This window comes from Adlercreutzia agrestimuris, assembly GCF_943193125.1.
Taxonomy (GTDB): Bacteria; Actinomycetota; Coriobacteriia; order Coriobacteriales; family Eggerthellaceae; genus Xiamenia; species Xiamenia agrestimuris.
The window spans coordinates 107,272-129,661 of record NZ_CALPCX010000003.1 but is presented as its reverse complement, the minus strand read 5'-3'; the positions used below and the strand labels follow the sequence as shown (position 1 = coordinate 129,661).

Annotated in this window: 17 protein-coding genes; all 17 read right to left on the bottom strand. The window is 44.9% G+C overall.

Going from position 1 to position 22,390, the window contains the following annotated elements; all coding sequences use genetic code 11:
• Positions 1-2: 2 nt before the first annotated feature.
• Positions 3-1,325, bottom strand: coding sequence for a GTPase HflX (gene hflX, locus NFR28_RS06160; RefSeq protein WP_251178960.1), 1,323 nt, complete (start codon positions 1,323-1,325; stop codon positions 3-5).
• Complete coding sequence (gene miaA, locus NFR28_RS06155) at positions 1,316-2,326, bottom strand: tRNA (adenosine(37)-N6)-dimethylallyltransferase MiaA (protein ID WP_251178959.1); 1,011 nt, start codon at positions 2,324-2,326, stop codon at positions 1,316-1,318. Before miaA ends, hflX begins: the two co-directional genes overlap by 10 nt.
• A complete protein-coding gene (miaB, locus tag NFR28_RS06150) occupies positions 2,293-3,651 on the bottom strand; it encodes a tRNA (N6-isopentenyl adenosine(37)-C2)-methylthiotransferase MiaB (RefSeq protein ID WP_275556971.1) in 1,359 nt (452 codons plus the stop codon). Before miaB ends, miaA begins: the two co-directional genes overlap by 34 nt.
• Positions 3,652-3,675: 24 nt before the next feature.
• Positions 3,676-4,014 carry a stage V sporulation protein S gene (locus tag NFR28_RS06145; protein WP_251178957.1) on the bottom strand — a complete coding sequence of 113 codons (339 nt, stop codon included), beginning with the start codon at positions 4,012-4,014 and terminating at the stop codon, positions 3,676-3,678.
• A gap of 192 nt (positions 4,015-4,206) precedes the next feature.
• Positions 4,207-5,337 carry an ATP-binding protein gene (locus tag NFR28_RS06140; RefSeq protein WP_251178956.1) on the bottom strand — a complete coding sequence of 377 codons (1,131 nt, stop codon included), beginning with the start codon at positions 5,335-5,337 and terminating at the stop codon, positions 4,207-4,209.
• 12 nt (positions 5,338-5,349) lie between these two features.
• Positions 5,350-6,882: a ribonuclease Y gene (gene rny, locus NFR28_RS06135; protein WP_251178955.1), complete on the bottom strand. Its 1,533-nt coding sequence runs from the start codon at positions 6,880-6,882 to the stop codon at positions 5,350-5,352.
• 283 nt (positions 6,883-7,165) lie between these two features.
• A complete protein-coding gene (locus NFR28_RS06130) occupies positions 7,166-7,834 on the bottom strand; it encodes a regulatory protein RecX (protein ID WP_251178954.1) in 669 nt (222 codons plus the stop codon).
• The gene (gene recA / locus NFR28_RS06125) at positions 7,834-8,895 is read right to left on the bottom strand and encodes a recombinase RecA (RefSeq protein WP_251178953.1); all 1,062 of its coding nucleotides are present in this window, start codon (positions 8,893-8,895) and stop codon (positions 7,834-7,836) included. The genes NFR28_RS06130 and recA overlap by 1 nt, the downstream gene beginning before the upstream one ends.
• A 234-nt stretch (positions 8,896-9,129) precedes the next feature.
• A complete protein-coding gene (pgsA, locus tag NFR28_RS06120; RefSeq protein ID WP_251178952.1) occupies positions 9,130-10,275 on the bottom strand; it encodes a CDP-diacylglycerol--glycerol-3-phosphate 3-phosphatidyltransferase in 1,146 nt (381 codons plus the stop codon).
• 4 nt (positions 10,276-10,279) lie between these two features.
• Complete coding sequence (gene rimO / locus NFR28_RS06115; RefSeq protein ID WP_275556969.1) at positions 10,280-11,587, bottom strand: 30S ribosomal protein S12 methylthiotransferase RimO; 1,308 nt, start codon at positions 11,585-11,587, stop codon at positions 10,280-10,282.
• A 26-nt stretch (positions 11,588-11,613) separates the two neighbouring features.
• The gene (locus NFR28_RS06110; protein WP_251178950.1) at positions 11,614-12,111 is read right to left on the bottom strand and encodes a YajQ family cyclic di-GMP-binding protein; all 498 of its coding nucleotides are present in this window, start codon (positions 12,109-12,111) and stop codon (positions 11,614-11,616) included.
• 26 nt (positions 12,112-12,137) lie between these two features.
• On the bottom strand, positions 12,138-13,472 hold the full coding sequence (locus tag NFR28_RS06105; protein WP_251178949.1) for a helix-turn-helix domain-containing protein: 1,335 nt from the start codon (positions 13,470-13,472) through the stop codon (positions 12,138-12,140).
• A gap of 18 nt (positions 13,473-13,490) precedes the next feature.
• Complete coding sequence (locus NFR28_RS06100; RefSeq protein WP_251178948.1) at positions 13,491-16,061, bottom strand: FtsK/SpoIIIE family DNA translocase; 2,571 nt, start codon at positions 16,059-16,061, stop codon at positions 13,491-13,493.
• 93 nt (positions 16,062-16,154) lie between these two features.
• The gene (locus tag NFR28_RS06095) at positions 16,155-18,203 is read right to left on the bottom strand and encodes a ribonuclease J (RefSeq protein WP_251178947.1); all 2,049 of its coding nucleotides are present in this window, start codon (positions 18,201-18,203) and stop codon (positions 16,155-16,157) included.
• A gap of 36 nt (positions 18,204-18,239) precedes the next feature.
• Positions 18,240-19,130: a 4-hydroxy-tetrahydrodipicolinate synthase gene (dapA, locus tag NFR28_RS06090; protein ID WP_251178946.1), complete on the bottom strand. Its 891-nt coding sequence runs from the start codon at positions 19,128-19,130 to the stop codon at positions 18,240-18,242.
• A 76-nt stretch (positions 19,131-19,206) separates the two neighbouring features.
• Positions 19,207-19,980: a 4-hydroxy-tetrahydrodipicolinate reductase gene (gene dapB, locus NFR28_RS06085; protein WP_251178945.1), complete on the bottom strand. Its 774-nt coding sequence runs from the start codon at positions 19,978-19,980 to the stop codon at positions 19,207-19,209.
• 69 nt (positions 19,981-20,049) lie between these two features.
• Positions 20,050-22,245 (bottom strand): polyribonucleotide nucleotidyltransferase, encoded by a 2,196-nt coding sequence (gene pnp / locus NFR28_RS06080; RefSeq protein WP_251178944.1) that lies wholly within the window; start codon positions 22,243-22,245, stop codon positions 20,050-20,052.
• Positions 22,246-22,390: the final 145 nt, after the last annotated feature.

Genomic DNA, 22,390 nt, shown 5'->3' with positions numbered 1-22,390 from the left:
GTTTAAGCATTGTCTTGACCAACGCAATACTCTTCAAAAAGATTCAAATAAACGGAACCCACAAAAACGGTAAGGTGGGTTCCGTCTTCTTTATGCGTCTCGCTTACAATTCGACAACGCTCATGTGCCAACGAAACCAAATCGCCTCTGTTATAGGGTAAAACCACTTCAAGCTTCTTATCTTGAGCAGCAGCCACTTGGGCAATGTAGGAAATCAGTTCTTCGGTGCCAAATCCTGTTTGAGCAGATACGAAAAGCGCATGCGGATAACGCGACTTAAGACCTATCAAGGTATCGTCTTCAAGAAGATCGCATTTATTAAAGAGCAATACGCGCGATATATCCTGCGCCCCAATCTGTTCAAAAACCTCTTCAACCGCTTGAATCTGCTCAATAAACTCACCTGATGAAGCATCTACAACCTGCAATATGAGATTAGCTCCTACAATCTCATCGAGCGTAGATTTAAAAGCTTCAATAAGGGTTGTCGGAAGTTTCTGAATAAATCCAACGGTATCGGTAAGCGTGATCTCCCTACCCTCGGGTAAGACATATCGTCGCGTTGTAGAATCAAGCGTAGCAAACAATTTGTCATACGCTAAAACATCAGCTTCGGTTAAGTAATTAAGTAAACTTGATTTACCTGCATTTGTATAACCCGCAAGAGCTACTTTAAATATGCCACTATCATATCTACTTTCGCGTTGAACCGACCTTACTTCAGCTAAATGTGCTAACTCTCGCTTGATAGAAGTAATCCGCTTGCGAACCATGCGACGGTCAACTTCAAGCTGACTTTCGCCTTCGCCAAAACGCGAACCAACACCGCCACCCATACGGTTCGATGCAAGATGTGCCCACATACCTCGCAAACGCGGCAAAAGGTATTGGTTTTGCGCAAGGCGAACCTGCAAACGACCTTCTTTTGTAGTAGCGTGCAGGGCAAAAATATCCAATATAAGCGCGGTTCTATCAATGATCTTAACCGGTTTTCCTACAACCTTTTCCAAATTCGCCTGTTGGGATGGGGTAAGTTCGTCATCGAAGATCACAACATCCGCACTTAAGCTGCGCGCTAAATCGGCAATTTCTTCCGCTTTCCCAGTGCCAACAAAAGTACGAGGATGAGGCGCTTCTAGCTTTTGCGAAGTTGATGCTACTACTTCAGCTCCCGCTGTTTGCGCCAAACGAGACAACTCTTCTAGCGAAGATTGAACATCCCATTTTGCACCAGGTCGTTCTACACCTACAACAATTGCGCGCTCCTTTGGTGCGGCAGTCACACAAAAAGAGTTTCTTTTAGAATCGGATCCATCTATTGACATGGCGTATCCTTGTCGTCTTTAGTTCCCAATCCCGAAGGTGTACTATGCGAAAGTATGTCCAACGACTGTGCGGTTAATTTTTTAAGATCAAACTTATCAGCATTGATCCAATGTATTCGTTTATCTTTACGAAACCATGTCCTTTGACGCTTAGCGTATCTATGCGTTGTAACCTTGATTAAATTAACCGCCTCATCAAGTGAAATCTCGCCATCAAGGTAACGCACTATTTCTTTGTATCCAATTGCTTGAGGTGCGGTAATGCCTTCACGAAGCCCTTTATTTAACAGATTCTGCACTTCATCCACTAAACCTTGAGAAAGCATCTGATCAACACGCTCATCAATTCTTTTGCGAAGTATGTCAGGATCAACCAAAAGCCCAATGAAATAAGCTGGAATTGCTTGAGGCAAGGTTTGAAGTTTACGCCGCTGATCAGCATAGCTCACGCCATCAGCATAAAGTTCGAATGCGCGCGAAATGCGCTTAGTGTCAGCAGGCGCAATTAAAGCAGCACTTTCACTGTCAATTTGGTTTAATTGATCCCAAAGAGCCTGAGAGCCGTAAGTTTTTGCATAAGCAAGACATGCTTCTCTAATTGGATTATCAACTTGCTCACCCTCGGGGAAATGATAATCATCAATTGCTGAACGAACATAAAAACCAGTTCCACCAGCCAGAACGACGCGCTTTCCCCTTGAATCAATATCTTCAAACGTCTGACGCGCGAAACTTTGAAACAATGCAGCAGAGTATGGCTCACCTGGCTCAATCAAGTCAAAACCATGGTGAGGAACAAGTCTATCTTGAGGAAGTAGCTTACCAGTACCAATATCCATACCAGTATATATTTGCATTGAGTCAGCGCTTACTACTTCACCCTGCAGTTGCAGGGCAAGTTCTTGAGCAAGTGCCGTTTTTCCCGAGGCAGTAGGACCTACTACACAAATGACTGGATGGCGAAGTGTCAAAGACTCACCACCTGGCCGCTGAGATACCATGTCTTTGCTTTATCAATATGCACCTTAAGAATTGTTCCTACTATATCCTCAATTGCAATGCCTTCCGGAAGCGGTGCGTGTACTGTTACGTTTTTAGGACTCTTTGCACAGATGAGATTTGCATCTCGCTTGGAAGCACCCTCCACAAGTACATCTATTGTCTTACCAAGATCTTTTTGGTTTTCTCTATAAGCTTGCTCTTGAACAAGCTCTACAAGCCTATCAAAGCGATCCTGGATAACTTCACGCGGAGTATCATCAACCATTGCAGCTGCAGGCGTACCTTCGCGTTTTGAATAGATAAAGGTGAACACCTGGGTATATCCAACCTCTTTTACCAGGTTGTAGGTATCCATGAAATCTTCTTCAGTTTCTCCAGGAAAACCAACAATAATGTCTGTTGATAAGGCAATTTCTGGGTTGATCTGACGAAGCTTTTTTACCAGCCCTAAATAGTGCTCTTTTGTGTATCTTCTATTCATGGCGTCCAATATACGATTTGAGCCAGACTGAACAGGAAGATGAAGCGCTGGCATGAGCGATGGTAACGTACCAAAGAGTGAGATAACTTCATCAGTGAGATCTTTTGGATGGCTAGTCGCGAAACGAAGTCGCTCAATACCGGTATCGTTTACAGAACGCAAAATGTCTGCAAAACGCGGTTCTCCATACAAGTCTCTTCCATATGAATTTACGTTTTGACCAAGTAGAGTAATTTCCTTTACCCCAGCATCAACGTATCGCTGAGCCTCTTGTTTGATGTCTTCAATAGTACGGGATTTTTCGCGACCGCGAACATAAGGAACAATACAGTAGGTACAAAAGTTATTACATCCAATAGTGATAGGCAACCAAGCTGCCCATTCGTGCTCGCGCGAAGTTGGAAGATCCGTCGGAAAAGACAACGAAGCCTCTTTAACTTCTACATGATGGCCGCCCTCTTCAAGCGTGTCTGTTATGAGTTGCGGAAGAGACGCAAGGTTATGCGTGCCAAAAACAATATCAAGGTGTGGAAGTGTCTCAATAAGCTTGTCGCCATCGCGTTGTCCAATGCAACCACCAACAGCAATAACACGCTTATTGAGAGGCGTTCCGTCTCTAAGCGGTATGTTTTTCATAGAAGCCACTTGACCATACAATCTCGTATCAGCAGCTTCTCGAACACAGCACGTCATAAAGACAACAACGTCTGCTTCCTCAATACTTTCAACCGCATAGGCTCCAAGTGCCTCAAGCATACCAGCAATACGCTCTGAGTCATGCTTATTCATTTGGCAGCCAAAAGTGTGAATGCAATAAGTAAGGTTATTAAGAGTATGTGTCATGATCTATTCGCTCGTATAAGTTTTTTATTGATTAGGCGAAGAATAATCAAGCGTGGTTCGATCTATGCCGTGCATATAGTGAGGCTCAACGGCAAAACGAATAGCAGTTCTGAATTCGCCATCAATAACAATATCAGCAAAAGAAGGAATACAGGCGACCTCAATACCAATTGGCGACAAAAAACCACGGGATATTGCAACTGCTTTTACCGCTTGATTAACTGCTCCGGCACCAACAGCTTGGATCTCAACACAGACACCATCTTTTATCATGCCTGCAATTGCACCAGCTACAGACGCAGGTGATGACTTAGATGATACCTTTAGGCATCCAACTGACGAATTTTGCTCGGAATCAAGCATATAAATCCTTCTTCGTTTCTAGTACTGGCTACGTTTCACAAATGTCAATTTGTGGGATTTTATGCAAATGCATTCGTAATTTTATAGGTTAACGCATCTTGACGCAACTCATATATAACACTAATGCGCTATTTAACCAGGTAATGACTATATTCCTGATACCAAAAGCTTAGAAAAAAGCAGCTGGATACTTTATCGAAGTTTTTCTATGGGAAGAGATATATGAAGCGTGTCTTTACGAATAGTGACTTTACAATCTACATCTTTCTCTAAATAATAATCGCGTGCTACCTCTTGAAAAGCCTCAAGTATTCTCTGTTTAAAGGCATCCATGTCGTCAGCAGCAATACGCAATCCACGCTCATCACGGTTAAGAGATGCATTTATATGATGCTCTTGAGTACGAGAGCTCGATGACAAAGATGAAGACGCATCCTGCAGCGCATCAATGGCATCTTCTCTCACGATATGAATTCGCTCCAATAGCGAGACTAAAGGAGTAATTTCGCCATCCAATATACGTCGAGCTGATCGAGACGACATCATGAGTCCCAGTGTTGAAGCTATTGATGCAAAATTCTCGGGATCAGAAGCAAGAGCAAGCCTATCGCAAATATCTAGTTCTGAAATACCAGAACTTAACACTCTTTCACGAGGAGATACTTTATCTAAACCTCGTTTATACAGAGTTGCCGCTATCTCAATGGGAGATCCAACATAAACATGGCACATTTTGCGTGACTCAAGAGCAAACTCACATGATGTTCTCATGATATTGCGAGGACCACGAACGCTTACTACACCAGTTTCACTTTTCAAAAACAGAGGAAATGTGGACTGATCAACCTTTTCAGAGAGCGAGGATAGATCGGTTTCGATATATAATGCACTACCCTTTTTTGGTTCAGCGCAGACAACATGAGCCTGTTTCGCATTTACCGCTATCGAATAAAGCGCCATTCCTCGTCCATGAACACCCCATTTATCCATATGAAAGGTGTCAAGCTTAGAAGTAACACGAGGCTCAAAAACACGTTCATGCATGGTTTCTGGAATTCCATCACCATCATCAAGCATAGTAATACGTCTTGTTTGTCCCTCGCGCGATACAGCTACATAAATGTTTTGAGCGGACGCATCACGGGCATTACGAAGCATCTCAATAACGATATCTTCAGTTGAACGAATATCTTGGGCGGCTTGCCTGCGTTCTGCCTCAGAAGATCGCAATCGTACAAAGCCATCTCCTAGGTCAGCTTCAACCCGGAGATGGCTTTGAGCACCAATATCTTCTAAGAAACGCTCAAGTTTCTCATCAGCCATATCTATTGGCCTTTACTTTGCAATACCCACAGCGCGGCTTTCGCGAATGACTACAACCTTCACTTGACCGGGATACTGCAATTCATTTTCTATACGTTGCGCAATGTCATGTGCTAGTACAGTTGTGGTTGCTTCATCAACCTGATCAGGCTCTACCATAACACGTACTTCGCGTCCTGCTTGAATTGCATAGGTGCGTTCAACACCCTTATATGAGTTGGCAATCTCTTCAAGTTTTTCTAGACGCTTGATATATGCATCAAGGGTTTCTTTGCGTGCGCCCGGACGAGCTGCCGAAATAGCATCTGCAGCTTGTACAAGCACCGCTAAGACACTTGATGGTTCCACATCGTTATGATGCGCTTCGATAGCATGTACGATATCTTGCTTTTCACCAAAACGTCGTGCCAAATCGGCACCAATTACTGCATGGCTTCCTTCAACCTCATGGTCTACGGCTTTACCTAAGTCGTGTAGCAACCCGGCACGTTTTGCTGGAACCGGATCTAGTCCAAGTTCAGATGCCATAACGCCGGCAAGATATGCAACTTCAAGAGAATGGTTTAAAACATTTTGACCATAAGATGTGCGGTAGCGCAATCTACCCAACGTACGAACAAGCTCAGGATGTAAATCATGAATACCAGTATCAAAGGTTGCCTGCTCACCTGCTTCTTGAACACGCTGATTTACAAACGCCTCTGCTTTGCTGAACATCTCCTCAATACGTGCGGGATGAATTCGACCATCTGCTACGAGGTTTTCCATAGTTACACGGCCAATTTCACGGCGTACGGGATCAAAGCAAGAGATAGTCACACACTCGGGCGTGTCATCAATAATGAGATTTGTGCCGGTGAGTTGCTCAAAAGAGCGAATATTACGCCCTTCCCTACCAATGATTCTACCCTTGAGGTCATCGGAAGGGATATGAATAGTAGATACCGTTGTTTCTGCAGTGTGATCTGCTGCAACACGCTGAATAGCAAGACTTAAGATTGAACGGGCACGTTTATCGGCTTCAAGCTTCGCACGATTCTCGGCATCACGAATGATTGCTGCAGATTCATGTGCAACTTCATCTTTCAGCGTATCAAGTAATTCTGCTTTAGCCTCTTCAGGAGTTAATCCAGCAACACGCTCAAGACGCACATTGACTTCTTGTTCACACTCAGCAAGATTCCGTTCACGTCTATCAAGTTGTCCTTGCATTGAGGAAATCTGATGCTCACGCGCATCAAGAGATTCAACGCGCCTATCAAGCGATTCTTCGCGCTGCAAAACACGATTCTCAGCAGCACGAACCTCACGTAGACGCTCTTTATTTTCAGCTTCCGCCTCTTGTTTCATTTTTAGGACTTCATCTTTTGCTTCAACGACCGCTTCACGGCGCATCGTTTCAGCTTGACGCTTGGCATCTGCCACCAAATTTTCTGCTTCTTCTGCAGCACGTTTGGATGATGCATTTACCACAAAACGAGTAATGATGAAGCCGAGGGCGACACCCACAATAGCTCCAACTACGAGCCAAATAACTTCAGGCATGGGAGTCCTCCTTTCGGTTTCTTTTGAAATATGTATACATCAATATAAGTAAACCCGGCAATAACCGGGCATGAGCAAACGCACGCAAGCGAGCCTTTATATAAAGATGTATATCTAAAAGCACCTACAGGTGCGTAAACTCAAGCTCTTAACATGATAAAGGTTGTAGTGAAATGACGAAACCCCTCGCGGCAAATTATCGGAAAAAGGCACGAGTGCAATCTATATAAATGGGCTTTACTTACGTTAACCCTTGAGAAGTTTATGCCCTACACTTAATTAATCAGCTCTCATGATCTTTCGCATATTTCCGTGCAACATCAGCAGCTACCGATACGGAAAATCCCTTTTGAATGAGTTTGCGATAAGCACTATTTCGAATATTTTTCGAATGTGGCGGTCGTTTTAAAAGCACGTCATATGCTCGTTCTCTTTCATCATACTCATCATGGTATTCTTCATACTCTTGCAAAGTTTCAACAGTATCCGGATCAACGCCAATATCCTCAAGCTCTCTTCGGATACTCTCAAGACCCTTATGCTGGTTAAGTCGAGATGACACAAGCATTTCGGCATAGCGACGATCATCAACGATACCGTAATCTATAGCGCGGCTTAGCGCACATTGCACAGTATCTTCTTCAAAACCATCACGAATCAAACGCTTACGCAAAAGCGCTGAAGCCTGCTCAGAATGATTAGCTAGTCGCACAATCTTTTGAAATGCCGCACGAGCACTCTTATTGTCTTTGTCCTCATCTTGCTTGCAACTAACATGCAAATCTTCTTTGCAGGTAGTGCAATTATTCTCACGCTGTCGCTGATACAAAGAGCTTGATGTTCTCGTCTGAGCAGGCGTAGATGACGTAGTATCAAACGAAACATCAGAAGCGCTCTCAATTTCTGCAATCCGCTTTCTGAGCGCTTCTAATGTTGGATTATTGAGCGACATTATTTCTTCTTCGGCTTAGCAACAGGATTGATTTGGTCAGCCTGCTCCGATGTACGAGTAATTACGGGAATCTCAAAAGCCTCCCGAACCTTAATCTCAATTTCATCACGTAAATCTGGGTTTTGCCTTAGTGTTTCTTTTGCAGCTTCGCGACCTTGACCAAGGCGCTCTTCACCATAGGTATACCAAGCACCACTTTTCTTAGCAACTCCAGCCTCAACGGCCATATCAATAATGCAACCTTCACGCGAAATACCTTCACCGTACATCAAGTCAAATTCTGCTTGCTTGAAAGGAGGAGCCACTTTGTTTTTAACAACCTTAGCACGTACACGGTTGCCTACTTGCTCTCCGTCCTTTTTGATAGCATCACAGCGGCGAATATCAATGCGTACACTTGCAAAGAACTTTAACGCGCGTCCACCCGTTGTAGTCTCTGGAGAACCAAACATTACACCAATTTTTTCGCGCAACTGGTTAATGAAAATACAAGTGGTATTTGATTTTGCAAGAGAGCCCGCAAGCTTGCGAAGCGCCTGTGACATCAAGCGCGCTTGTAAACCTACTGTTGTCTCTCCAATTTCACCTTCAATCTCAGCGCGTGGGACCAATGCGGCAACAGAGTCAACTACGACACAATCAATGGCACCACTGCGAACAAGCATGTCACAAATCTCTAAGCCTTGCTCCCCGGTGTCGGGTTGAGAAATGAGTACTTCATCAATATCTACTCCCAAGCGTGCAGCGTAAACTGGGTCGAGCGCATGCTCAGCATCAATAAATGCCACTACGCCGCCCATCGCTTGCGCCTCAGCAATGATTTGCAAAGCGAGTGTTGTTTTACCACTTGATTCTGGGCCGTATATTTCAACAATGCGTCCACGCGGAACGCCGCCAATTCCTAAAGCCGCGTCAAGAGGTAAGGCTCCTGTTGGAATTGCGTCTATATTTAAGCTTTGTCCAGCTTCACCAAATTTCATAATGGTGCCAGCGCCAAAACGCTTATCAATTTCATTTAAGGTGAGTTTAAGTGTCTCGTTTTTTTCGTTACTCATTACCATTCCTCTGAACGCGGATCACGTAATTCACAATCATGACAAGTTAGTATTATACGAACATTCGTTTGTGTGTCAAGCAATGTTATGATTGTTTGTATGGCTTATGCTACAGAACAATAGTGCATGAAATTACATGCAAACTTAAATTCTCTGTCACACATATTCGCAGTGAGCTTACGCAGTTTATATACGGATACAAAGTGCCTAGGTCGCAATAAGATGCAGCCTATAGACAGATTATCTTTTGTTCGTAATCTCATTATAAAGTCGCTCAAGCGCCTTTATAACAGTTTGTGTACGAACAGCCTCTCTATTGCCTTCAAAATGATCAACCCAGACATCAGCGCATTGCCCATTGCGTACTAATGCCATACAAACGGTTCCGACAGGATTATGAGGTTCTTCGCCACCAGGCCCTGCAATACCGGTTACCGCTACAGCAAGATCGCAATCAAGTTTTTGACAAGCACCCTTTGCCATTTCCTGAGCTGTTTGCGTGCTTACCACGCCGAAGGCATCAAGAGTATCTGAAGTAACATCCAAGCATGCCTCTTTGATTGAAGTTGCATAGCTGACAATTCCGCCTTTAACCACCGTAGAACTGCCTGCAATTTCTGTAAGCGTTGCACAAATTAAACCACCCGTAAGAGACTCAGCAGTCCCCAAACTTAATTGAGCCTCTTTTGCTGCATCTAAAACCTTCTCGGCAAGCTGCAAGCATGTCGTCTCTTCATCTTGCCGAGTTTGCTTACTGAGTCCAAGAAGATGTCTTGCTTTTACAATGTAGTCCATCATTGAGACAACTGTCAGCACAAGTGCGATAAGCATAACTAGCCAACTGACCAGCCACAATAAGTCATTAAAGGCGCTGCCTATACTTCCTACCATATGCGAATCTTTTATAGTAAAAAGCACAATAGCAATCATCTGAAAGACCGTCTTAAACTTCCCATACCAAGAAGCCGCAATAACAACACCTTCCGAAGCAGCCATCATGCGAACGCCTGAGACAATAAACTCTCGTGCCAAAATGATAAGAACAACCCAACTTGGCAAAGTTCCCAATTCCACCAGCGCCAAAAGTGCTGCAGTCACCAAAATCTTGTCTGCAAGAGGATCCATGAATTTGCCGAAATTAGTAACTTCATCACGACTGCGAGCAAGATACCCATCCAACCAGTCAGTACATGAGATCAGTACAAATATACCTGCTGCTATAAGACTCTTCTCATTATTGGCAATCTCGGGCAAATTGAACCATTCAGGCCACGGAGAAATGAGCGCAACTACAAAAACAGGAACCAAACAAATTCTGATCAGTGTCACAATATTCGCTGGCGTCCATAATTTTGATGTCATATGCGGGTCATGCTTTTGGGTCACGGCGCTATGCCCCTTCCATTTCATAAAGCAGAGTATCTTCTATAGTGACTGGGATTATTTCGCCAGGAATACCATTATCAACATATGTTACGCCATCAACTTCAGGCGCCTGACACTGAGCACGACCGTATAATTGACCGTCTTCCTCTGAGCCTTCAATGAGTACTTCAAATGTCTTCCCAATACGCTCAGCTACTTTGAGCGCACAAACATTGTCTGCTATATCGCGAAGTGTCTGGGCACGGTAGTTCTTCTCATCTTCTTCAATTTGATCAGGAAGATTGTAAGCCTTAGTTCCTTCTTCACGAGAATACGCAAAGACACCTACGTAATCAAAGTATCCTTCTTCAACAAAGCTGCAAAGATTCTCAAATTGTTCTTCCGTTTCACCAGGAAAACCGGCAATAAGCGTTGTTCGAAGAACAACATTGCTCACACGCTCTTTGATGTGGTTGATAAGTTCAATAAATTCTTCGTAAGATCCTCGACGATTCATTGCTTTTAGCAATGCAGGTTCAACATGCTGCAAGGGAATATCAAAATAGCTGCAGACATTACTATGTTGCTCTACTACCTCAAGCAGCTCATCAGTTATGCCTTCTGGCTGTATATACATGACGCGAAACCAGGTATGAGGAAAAGCTTTCGCCAGTTTATTAACAAGCCACGCGAGACTAAGTGGTTGCTCAAAATCACTCCCCCATCTCCCAGTATCTTGAGCAATGAGAACTATTTCTTTTACTCCCTGTTTAACAAGCTGCGATACTTCTTTTGAAATTGCTTCGTAAGTAAAGCTATGGTAGCGTCCGCGAATGAAAGGAATGGTGCAATAAGAACAAAACCTGTCACAACCATCAGAGATCTTTACATAAGCAAATACGCCAGGCGACATAAGTGCAAACTCATCTTGAGGCATTTCTTCTTTGGTAGTAAGAGGAACTCCTAATGCGTGCGCTACCACCTCTGCAATGTCATCTTCTTTAGAACAAGGTACAAAGGCGCATGCTTCAGTAAGTTCTTGAGCTAAATCATCACCATAGCGTGCAGGCATACAACCAGTCACAATAAGCGGAGCACCCGCATTGACGTTTTCATATCCCGCCGCCTCAAAGATAGCTTCAAGGCTCTCCTCGGTAGCACTTTGTATAAATGAACAAGTGTTAATAATTATTGCGTCAGCATTTTCCGGGTCATCCGTCAATGAAAAACCGCACGCACGCAGTCGTTGCTGCATATGTGCGGTATCCACTTCATTCTTTGCACAACCCAACGTTATGCACGCAATATGCGCGTCTGAAATGTGAGAAATCATAGAGATGTCAAAAGCTTTCCTTGAGGTTAGCGATAGTTAACATACTGCAAAGGTTGACCGTAATCTTGTCCCTTTAAGAATGCAATAACTTCTTGCAACGTGTCACGTGATGCAGAGCTTACACGAAGTTTGTCACCCTCAATTTGAACCTTTACCTTAAGCTTGGTTGCCTTAATATCTTTATTGATCTTGCTTGCGGTTTCTTTGTCAATGCCCTCAACAATAGTAGCAACTTGACGAACACTTTGTCCGGTTGCTGCTTGCGGATCCCCCCATTTCACAGCGGTTAAATCTATACCACGTTTAATGAGTTTTGAACCCATAACATCTATTACTTGACGGGCAACAAACTCAGCAGGAGCTGCAACAGTAATTGTGCCTTTAGCTTTATCAAGCGTAATCTCAGCACCTGAATCCTTCAGGTCATAACGCTGGGAAAGTTCCTTCTTTGCTTGCTGATAGGCGTTATCAACCTCTTGCATATCAACGCTCGACACTACATCGAAACTTGATTCTTTTGCCACGATATTATCCTTTCACAAAATAGATATTAGGCTTGCGCCACAGTATCTTGATATCCATTTACTTGCGAGGCGTCGCCATAACCAGACGCTGCATTCAGATCACCTGTACCCATGTCGTTTGAAACAGGGTTAGCTGTGTTGTCCCCGCCTGATGCCTGTGCACCAGCTGCATCAGAAACGCTGTTAGCTTGAGGCGCTACAGTACCGTCTCCTGAAGGAGCGGGGTTATTGTTATTCTGTGTACTATTTTGAGTATTATTCCCTGCGTTGGCGCCATTGGCTCCTGTGTTGTTCGTCGTATTCTGCGTAGCATCTTTAGGACGCTCCACGTTGGGATGTTCTTGATACCAAGACTCAAGATATGCATCAAAATCCACAATACACTCAGGAATACCATTAGCATCAACACTATCAAAAGATAGTGGTTTATCATCCATGGTTACCGTCACACCATCGGTTACATAAGTGGCTAAAGACCAAGTTCCATTTACATCAACACTTTGCTCAGATGGACCAGATAGCATTTCTTCAGTAATTTCACCATTATTAGTAATTACTACATAAGCATCTACACCACTAGCAACTGAATAGGTTACCTTTACTGAGGTTGGCGCGACCTCAGTAGGTGTTACTGGTGTCTGAGTATCTTCCGTTCCTTCACCACCGCCAGTTGTATCATCAATTCCTACAACGGGAACCTTTGGAGCATCAGCATCATCTGATCCATGGTTTCCAAATACCAAGAACAAAACAATGATAAGCAAGAGCGCTATAACACCGCATGCTATAAAAATCGGCAATTTAGATTGCAACATGCTTTGAACTTTAGGACCTGCGTAGAAATTGGTATATTGCGATGTTGGTAGCGCGGTATGTCTACTCTGATGAGTGCGTTCGCTGGAATAAAGCCTTCCTTGATAACCGCTTCTATCATAATCTTTATCATAATCGCGACGATCGTCATACATCATGCGTCCGAAAGCATTTTGACGAGGTGCACGCTCGGTTTGTTCTGTCTGAGCTTGCTCTCTTTTGCGCGAAAGGCGCGATGTCCGAGAAGCAGCTCCCATATCAAACTGCGCAGTAGCACGAGATTGATTGCGGGCACGCCCTACTTGAAAAGCATAAGCCTCATCAAGGTACATGCGCGTAAGTTCCGTGGGGTTTAAGCCAACTAAACGCGCATAAGCGTTAACCATATTTCGCGTGTATCCGCGCGGAGGCATACGTGAGAAATCATTCTCCTCAATGGCCAACAAAATATCAGGGCGAATACGAAGGCGACGTGCCGCTTCAGACAAGTCGTAACCCTTTCGCTCACGTGCATCCCGCAATATCATCCCAAAGCTCATTTGAGGCATGTTATATCCTTTCGAGTACTACTCGTCATTCATCTCGAATGCCTTGAGCGTCTCAAGTTCCATAGCATCAACCAAAACATCACGTGGCTTAGACCCATTAGGCGGCCCCACGATACCTTTAGCTTCAAGCATATCCATTATACGCCCTGCTCGCGCATAGCCGACACTTAAACGACGCTGAATTGCCGAAGTGGAACCTAAACCAGATGAAACGACTATATCGGCAGCTTCCCAAATCAACGGATCGTCATTTCCACCATGACCGCCACTACCATCTGGAGCTGAGGCGCCAAGGGTTATCATGTTGGTTTGAAGAATCTCCGAATGATATTCAGGCTCGCCTTGTGCCTTCCAGAAATTCACTACAGACGCAATTTCTTCATCGCTGACAAACGGACCTTGGGTGCGAACTGGTTTCGCATACTCAGGCTTAGAGAATAACAAGTCACCCTTGCCACAGAGATCTTCAGCGCCTGTCGTGTCCAAAATAACTCGCGAATCAATACCACTTGCCACCGTAAGTCCAATTCTGCAGGTGATATTAGCTTTAATGAGACCAGTCACAACATTCGTTGAAGGTCGCTGGGTGGCAATGATGAGATGAATACCAGCAGCACGAGCGAGCTGCGCAATTCGACTAATTGAGAATTCTACTTCTTTGCCAACATTCATCATGAGGTCAGCTAACTCATCAATGACAATCACAATATACGGAAGCGGGTCTCCGTAAGGATTTTCAGCCACTTGTTCACTTGTCTCAAACGGCACTGTCTGAGCCCCATCAGAGGCTTCAGCATTATCTTCACTTTGCGTTTGTTGCTGCGCTTCTTGCTGAGCAAGCGCCTCCTTTGCCTTCTCGTTGAAGCTTAAGATGTTACGAACTCCTACTTTTGAAAAGAGTTTTAGTCTGCGCTCCATCTCTGCTACCGCCCAGCCAAGAGCAGCTGAAGCTTCCCCACATTCAGTGACAACAGGAACATACAAATGAGGAATACCGTTATAGGGTTCAAATTCAACGCGCTTTGGGTCAACCATAATGAAGCGAACTTCAGAAGGCGTTGCTCGCATCAAAATAGACATGATCATGGCGTTAATCTCAAACGACTTACCAGAACCTGTTGTGCCTGCAATAAGAACATGGGGCATAGATGCCAAGTCTGAAACAATTGAGTTACCCTCAACATCTTTGCCAATAGCAACCTGCAAAGGTCCAGCTTCAGCGCTATCAAGCACGTCTGCCAAATGCACCATTTGGCGCGTGGCATTAGGAACCTCAATGCCCACATAATTAGTTCCCGGAATAGGGGCAAAAATGCGAACGCCAGGTGCGGCTAAAGCAAGAGCAATATCGTCATTGAGTGCTGTTACGCGACTTACTCTGACACCTGCAGGCAAATCAATCTTGAAAAGCGTGACCGTAGGCCCTGATGTCCATCCAACAACTTGCGCCATAATCCCGAAGTCTTCCAAGGTTTCCTGCAAACGCATTGCTGTAGCACGCAGCTCTTGTTCGCTTGCTCCATTTTTGGCATTTGCGCGGGTACGCGTAAGCATATTCGCTGGAGGCAATTCAAAGCCATCAGTAGGACGAGAGACAGCTGGCTTTTGCTCAACTTCAGCTTTTTTATTAGATTTCTTCTTGGGAAGAGGTTTGGTCTGCGCTTCTGCTTGTTCGTCCTGCTTCTTTCCGAGCTTGCGGGTGAGCATCTGTTGCTCATTAGGCTCATAATGAGCTTCAAAATCACTAGAATCGAACGAAGCAGAGTGGCGACGTGTTTTTCCTTGAGTAATACGACGAGTCTGCGGCGTCTCCTCTTCAAATTGTTGTGTTTGTGCTTGACTGAGGGGATCTGCCTCATCGTAAAGTGGCATTTGTGTTCCATAAGCAGGACGGCGCACCAGAGGCGGTGCTGGCATAACTTGACCCGCAGCTTCTTCTTTTTCCATACGTTCTAAATGGGCTTGTTGCACACGCTCAATAATATTAGATATGGAGAAACCAATAACAATGAGGCCTGCAAACATAACACCAAACATAATGATGCTGCTGATAATTTGCCCAAAAAGGTTCACGCCAACCCAAGCAATTCCAGCGCCAAGATAGCCACCGCGAGCTACTAACTCATCAGCTTCAAACATAACAGCTGCCGTGTCAGCAGACAATCCCGGAGTAAATAACGAAGTGAGTGCAAGTATTGCAACAACAATCATAACCAAACCAACAGCTGCACGTGTTGGTACGCGTTCGCGATCGAATCGCACAAACATGCTTGCACCAATAACAACAAACATGATGGGAAGCAAATATGCACCAATGCCAAGTGATAGGTGTAAAGCCTGCGAAATAAATGATGTCACGACAGCGTCAGAGCGCAAAATGGCAGCAACAAAGAGCACAACGCCTAAAACAATAAAGGCAAGCCCTGTAATATCACGACGAGCACGATCATCAACAAGCGGCTGAGATTTCGCTTGCGGCTGCACTTGGTTTCTCCCTCGCTGTGGTTGCTTTGAGGGAGTTGCTGCTTTCTGAGAATTCTTTTTTGGTTTTTGCGAGTTGCGTTGAGAAGATGCTCTGGATTGAGCCACAACATACTCCTTTTATACTTCGTTTAAACTTCGTTTGAGCTACATGCACAAGAGGTGCTTACCCTATTAGCTGAGTAAGCACCTCATTATACCCTAAACAACAACTAAGCTCACTACCACCATTGGTCTGGTCTTAGTGCGCTCCCAAAGGAGCGAAAGCAAAGCGTCTTTCGCCGTCTTTTTCAACTCGCGAATGCCGCCCTCTTTTGAGAGTGCACGCTGGAGTGAGTTACGAACAGTACTTTCCGCCTCATTGACCAAAAAGTCATCGTCTCCACCCGAAATGCCGTGCATCTCAACAAGTACATCACTGACCAGGGTGCGCTTTTTGAGGTTAATAGCACAAGCAATTGTTGCAAAACCTTGAGACGACAAAGCACTTCGTTCATCAAGAACACCTTGGGATGTATCTCCCACAGAAAGACCATCGACAAACACGATACCGCTTTGAACAACTTCGCCACGTTCTACCCCACGCGTACTCAGTTCCAAAGTTTCTCCGTTTTCACAAATAAAAACGTTGTCTTCTGAAACACCTGTAGCTTCAGCTAATCGAGCATGCGCGCGAAGATGGGTTGCCTCACCGTGAACAGGCATAAAAGCTTTTGGTTGAACAATTGAGAGCACCAATTTAAGTTCTTCTGCGCCCGCATGTCCAGAAACATGTACGCGCGCACGCGACTTGTCATAGACATCGGCACCGATTTTTGCAAGCGAATTAATAACACGCGTTACCGCTTTTTCGTTGCCAGGAACCGGAGTTGCAGAAATAATAACCGTATCCCCTGCCTCTATATCTATCGTTTTATGTTCACCATTTGCGATACGCGCTAACGCAGACAGAGGCTCACCTTGACTACCGGTGCACATAATGACAACTTTCTCGGGTGGAATGCCTTTCAGATCGTAGGCATCAATTAAGTCATCATCAGCAATATCTAAATAACCCAACCTTCGCGCGATGTCAGTGTTTTGAATCATAGAACGTCCGGTGACAACAACCTTACGTCCGTTTGCTACCGCAGCATCGCAAATTTGCTGCATGCGATGAATGTGACTTGCAAACGAGGCAATGATCACGCGGCCTTTTGCTTGCGAAATGATCTTTGCGAGCTCCTTACCAACCTCTGCTTCACTTGGCGTAAAGTTAGGATTTTGCGCATTGGTTGAATCGCTCATCATAAGGTCAACACCAGCCTGGCTAAAGCGCGCCAGTGCTGCAAAATCAGTGGTCACGCCATCAATAGGCGTTTGATCAAGCTTGAAGTCTCCTGTATGCAAAACATTGCCAGCCGGAGATTGGAGAAACAGCCCCACTGCGCCGGGGATGGAGTGATTCACGGCGAAGAACTCTACAGTAAAACAGCCTAATTGAATTACATCACCAGGTTTTACTTCAATCAATTTGGCATTTTTGATCTTATGCTCTGCAAACTTACCCTCGATTAGACCCAGCGTCATCTTGGTACCGTAGATAGGAATATCGCGGTCGAGATCTTTATATAAGTAAGGCAACGATCCAGTATGATCTTCATGACCATGCGTAATAACAATACCGCGAAGCTTATGAGCATTTTCTAGGATATAAGTATAATCAGGCAAAATAAGATCTACTCCAGGATGATTGTCATCAGGAAACATTAATCCTGCATCATCCAATATCATGTCGCCTTCGCATTCGAAAGCAGTCATATTTTTGCCAATAGCATCCAAACCGCCAAGCGGAATAATCTTTAAGGTTGCATTAGGGTTTTTCCAACTCGAATCAAAGCTTTTACGTGCTTGCTTATTATTGCGATCACGCGTTCTTTGAGCGGTGTTGCCTTCTTTGCTCAGTTGAGGACGTTTCCGCTCAAGTTGTACATGCTTGTAGCTTTTTCGCTCGTTTTGCTTTTGGTGTCCATTCTTCTTTTGTGGACCTAAAGCTTTTGATTGCTGCGATGCAGCTGGCAGAGCTTTCTTTTGTTTCTGAAGCTCTGTGCTTGTAGAGTTTTCTTTTTTAGACGATGTATTTGTTTTAAGTTTACTTCGTTTTCGCGGAGTGCGTTTTTGAGCTGCTTTTTGCTCAACAGCAACTCTATCTGCTGCTTTATTTTGAGCAGCAGAAGATTCACGCGGGGTGCGTGATGATGTACTTTGCATACTGTTCCAATCTAAACTTCGTATAAATATTAATCTTTAGAGCACCCCAACCTCACGCATTATCGAAGCTAAACGCTCAGATTGCTCTGGCGTTGCATCCACAAGTGGAAGGCGAACGCCACCCACAGGGAAACCGATAAGTTTTAAAGCTTCTTTAACCAATATGGGGTTGGAAGTCTCAAAAAGTCCTTCCATCAGAGGCATGAGACGATGATTTGCCGCCGCAGCTGCCTCCCATTCACCTGCTGCACAAAGATCAGTGATTTCTTTCATGCGCCCAGGTGCTACGTTTCCAATAGTAGAGATAACGCCTACTCCACCAAGCTTCATAATGTCATACGTTGCCGAATCGTCGCCAGAGTAAACACTAAAACCAGCGGGGGCATCTTTGATAATGGCCTCAATTTGATCAAATTTGCCTGACGCCTCTTTAATAGCAACGATATTGTCAAAATCATGAGCAAGTCTCAACGTTGTCTCAGCGGTCATATTAACCACACAACGACCAGGAATGTTGTAAAGAATAATAGGCAAGTCAACCGCTTGAGCAATAGCAGCAAAATGCTGATACATGCCTTCTTGCGGAGGTTTGTTGTAATAGGGAACTACACACATAATGCCATCTACACCAAGTTTTGCCACGTCTTGAACAAAATCTACGGTGTCAGCTGTACAGTTATCCCCAGCATTAGCAATGATTGGTACCTGACCGCCAACGGCTTCCACTACGGTACGGAAAAGATCCATTTTCTGAGGATAGAAAACCGTTGGACTCTCACCAGTCGTTCCGTTGATAATGAGCGAATCAGAGCCACCATCTACCAAACGCTTGGCTAATTGCGCTGCTCGATCAAGATCTAACTCACGATTTTCATCAAACGGCGTCACCATCGCTGGTATCATGCGACCAAAAAGCGGCTGCGTCATCTTCGCTCCTAACCTTATGCTTCACAAACTAACGTGCACTACTACACGTGCTTCTATTATGCCACGCATCTAAATACTAGACCATGAAGTTCTCTAAACCGACAACCAGACCTGCACAATCCGCCACCGAACGGATACCCAATAAGACACCTGGCATATAGGAATTCCGATCCCACGAGTCATGACGGATCGTTAATGTCTGACCAAATGAGCCAAAAATCACCTCTTGACTTGCCACATATCCCATTGTTCGTACTGAATGAACGGGCACGCCTTCAATAAGTGCACCGCGCGCACCTTCTGCACCTTCAATCTCAGTCTCTTTACCAGGTGCGTCACTTTCGCGAGCCTGACGCGCATCAGAGATGATTTGTGCTGTGCGAACCGCAGTACCAGATGGAGCATCAAGCTTCTTTGCATGATGATATTCAATGACTTCTGCTTCAGGGAAATAAGGTGCAGCAGCTTTTGCAAATTGCATCATCAAAACAGCACCAGTAGTGAAATTAGGTGCATAAAAAAGGCATGTTCCTTCAGGAGCCAATGCAGCAAGATCCTGAAGCGTCTCCGTTGAAAGTCCAGTAGTACCTACCACGCAATCAACGCCCGCAGGAAGCGCTACAGCCAAGTTGTCAGCAACAACATTTGGTCGCGTAAAGTCCACCAAGACATCAAAATCGGCATGATCAATCGCATCTTGCACGCTAGCAAACACCGGAAAATCAAAACCTGTAGCTTCAGCATGCGGATCTATACCACATGCAACCGACATATCTTGTGCAGCACTCACAGCTTCAACCACTGTATGTCCCATGCGGCCTGCACAACCTGCAACAGCTACCGTAATCATCTTAACCTCATTTCGTACACGAAAAGCCGCTTTGAAAAGCGGCTTTTCACAAGTTATAAGACAGAGTGGTTATTTAGAGTCATGACGACGACGTGGCGTACGATTTGGACGCGACCCACGTTTTTCAGCATCTTTAGCTTCTCCTGAACCATGCGAATCCTTTGCAGGAGCCGCAGGAGCATCAGGTTTGTCAAGACGATCAAGTGAGATTTTGCCAGAATTTGCATCTACCTCAATAACCTTGACCTTAACAATGTCACCTACGTTTAAGACATCTTCAACTTTACCCACGCGACCATTTGCAACGCGTGAAATGTGCAACAAACCATCCTTTGAGGGCGTTAGTTTAACAAAAGCACCAAAATCTTTGATTCCAACTACTTCGCCTTCGTACTCTTCGCCAACCTCAGGCTCTTTAACAATGCCCAAAATCATTGCCTTTGCGGCATCACCCGCAGGTCCTTCAATGGCAGCAATATGAATAGTGCCATCTTCAAGGATTTCAATCTGAGCACCCGTCTCCTCTTGAATACCGCGAACAACTTTACCGCCTGAGCCAATAACGTCGCGAATTTTATCAACAGGAATGTGAATAGTCTCAATGCGAGGTGCAAATTGAGATAGTTCTGCACGCGGCTCAGGAATTGCCTCAAGCATGGCATTGAGGATATATGCACGTCCTTCTTTTGCTTGAGCAAGAGCACGAGCAAGGATGTCAACTGAAAGACCTTTTGCTTTGTTATCCATCTGAAGAGCAGTAATACCCTTCTCGGTACCGCAAACCTTAAAGTCCATATCACCCAAGAAATCTTCAAGACCTTGAATGTCAGAGAGGATTACCACGTCATCGCCCTCTTTAATCAGACCCATTGCTATACCAGAAACAGGAGCCTTGATAGGCACACCAGCATCCATAAGCGACAAAGTAGAACCACAAGTTGAAGCCATAGAAGACGATCCATTAGACTCCAAGATCTCGCTTACCACGCGAATTGAATACGGGAATTCATCTTCATTTGGAAGCACCGGCAGGAGTGCTCGCTCAGCCAATGCACCATGTCCAATTTCGCGACGCTTCGGAGAACCCATACGTCCAACCTCGCCGGTAGAATATGGCGGGAAATTGTACTGGTGCATGTAGCGTTTGCCTTCAACGGGATCTATTGTATCAAGACGCTGCCATTCGTTGAGCATACCAAGTGTACAAATAGAAAGCGCTTGCGTTTGTCCACGCTGGAACAAGCCAGAACCATGAACGCGCGGAAGATATCCTGGCACAATATAGAGCGGACGAATCTCGTCAGGACGACGACCGTCAGCACGCTCCCCTGTCTCAATTACCATTGCGCGCATAGCCTTCTTTTCCAGGCTCTTAAGCTCCGCAGCAATATCTGCCTTCCAGGCATCGCGCTCTTCTTCGCTGAATTCAGTTTCCATGATCTGAGTCTTCAAATCTTCAACATTTTGCATGCGAGAGAGTTTGTCAGCATCATGAAGACATGCACTCATCTGATCCAAGAACGGCTCAATGCGCAATTTAATTGAATCGTCAGCAACGTGAACAGGCCATTCACGAGGCTCAACATGACAACGATCAATAAAGCGCTGCTGGGCTTCACAGAATGCCGCAATTGCCTCTTGACCAAATGTCATAGCCTCCAACATAACGTCTTCAGGAATTTCATCAGCGCCTGCTTCAACCATTGAAATATAGTCAGCTGTACCTGCAATAGTTAATTCAAGATCTGAGTTTTCCTGCTCTTCAAAGGTTGGATTCACAATGAACTCATGTGTATCTTTATTACGTGCAATGCGAACGCACGCTGCAGGTCCATCAAAAGGAGCTGCACCTAGCATTAAAGCCGCAGACGCACCAGCAACACAAATGGTGTCAGGTGGATTAATTGAGTCAACCACAAGCGTTGTTGCAACAATATGAACTTCACGCTTAAAGCCATCAACGAAACCAGGGCGAATTGGGCGGTCGATCATGCGCGCAGTGAGCGTTCCTTTTTCTGAAGGACGCGCCTCACGCTTAAGATAACCACCAGGTATGCGACCTACCGCATACATTTTCTCGATAAAGTCAACTGTCAGCGGGAAGAAGTCATAGTCACGTTCTTCCTTAGAAATGACAGCAGTTACCAAGACGGTCGTATCTCCTTGAGTAACTACAACAGCTCCTGTTGCTTGTTTGGCGAGCTCGCCGGTTTCCAGGCGGTATTGCTTGCCATACAACTCAAAGGATTCGACAATTTTTTCCATAATTCTTTCTTTCTCTTCCTTCTTAGGTACCCCACTGTACCCAAACTTCTTTGGCATTATTGCCGCGAGCAAAAGCACCCTTGCGCCTTCGACCGCACGTTATCGCATTATTCTTCACACGATTCTTTTCTCACTATGAAGGGTA

Excerpts from the sequence above, each read along its gene's own strand:
- NFR28_RS06145 (WP_251178957.1), bottom strand. The coding sequence starts at position 4,014 with ATGCTTGATTCCGAGCAAAATTCGTCAGTTGGATGCCTAAAGGTATCA.
- miaB (WP_275556971.1), bottom strand. The coding sequence starts at position 3,651 with ATGACACATACTCTTAATAACCTTACTTATTGCATTCACACTTTTGGC.
- miaA (WP_251178959.1), bottom strand. The coding sequence starts at position 2,326 with ATGGTATCTCAGCGGCCAGGTGGTGAGTCTTTGACACTTCGCCATCCA.
- pnp (WP_251178944.1), bottom strand. The coding sequence starts at position 22,245 with ATGGAAAAAATTGTCGAATCCTTTGAGTTGTATGGCAAGCAATACCGC.
- recA (WP_251178953.1), bottom strand. The coding sequence starts at position 8,895 with ATGGTAATGAGTAACGAAAAAAACGAGACACTTAAACTCACCTTAAAT.
- NFR28_RS06130 (WP_251178954.1), bottom strand. The coding sequence starts at position 7,834 with ATGTCGCTCAATAATCCAACATTAGAAGCGCTCAGAAAGCGGATTGCA.
- dapB (WP_251178945.1), bottom strand. The coding sequence starts at position 19,980 with ATGATTACGGTAGCTGTTGCAGGTTGTGCAGGCCGCATGGGACATACA.
- rny (WP_251178955.1), bottom strand. The coding sequence starts at position 6,882 with ATGCCTGAAGTTATTTGGCTCGTAGTTGGAGCTATTGTGGGTGTCGCC.
- dapA (WP_251178946.1), bottom strand. The coding sequence starts at position 19,130 with ATGACGCAGCCGCTTTTTGGTCGCATGATACCAGCGATGGTGACGCCG.
- rimO (WP_275556969.1), bottom strand. The coding sequence starts at position 11,587 with ATGATTTCTCACATTTCAGACGCGCATATTGCGTGCATAACGTTGGGT.
- NFR28_RS06095 (WP_251178947.1), bottom strand. The coding sequence starts at position 18,203 with ATGCAAAGTACATCATCACGCACCCCGCGTGAATCTTCTGCTGCTCAA.
- NFR28_RS06140 (WP_251178956.1), bottom strand. The coding sequence starts at position 5,337 with ATGGCTGATGAGAAACTTGAGCGTTTCTTAGAAGATATTGGTGCTCAA.
- NFR28_RS06105 (WP_251178949.1), bottom strand. The coding sequence starts at position 13,472 with ATGCCTCAAATGAGCTTTGGGATGATATTGCGGGATGCACGTGAGCGA.
- hflX (WP_251178960.1), bottom strand. The coding sequence starts at position 1,325 with ATGTCAATAGATGGATCCGATTCTAAAAGAAACTCTTTTTGTGTGACT.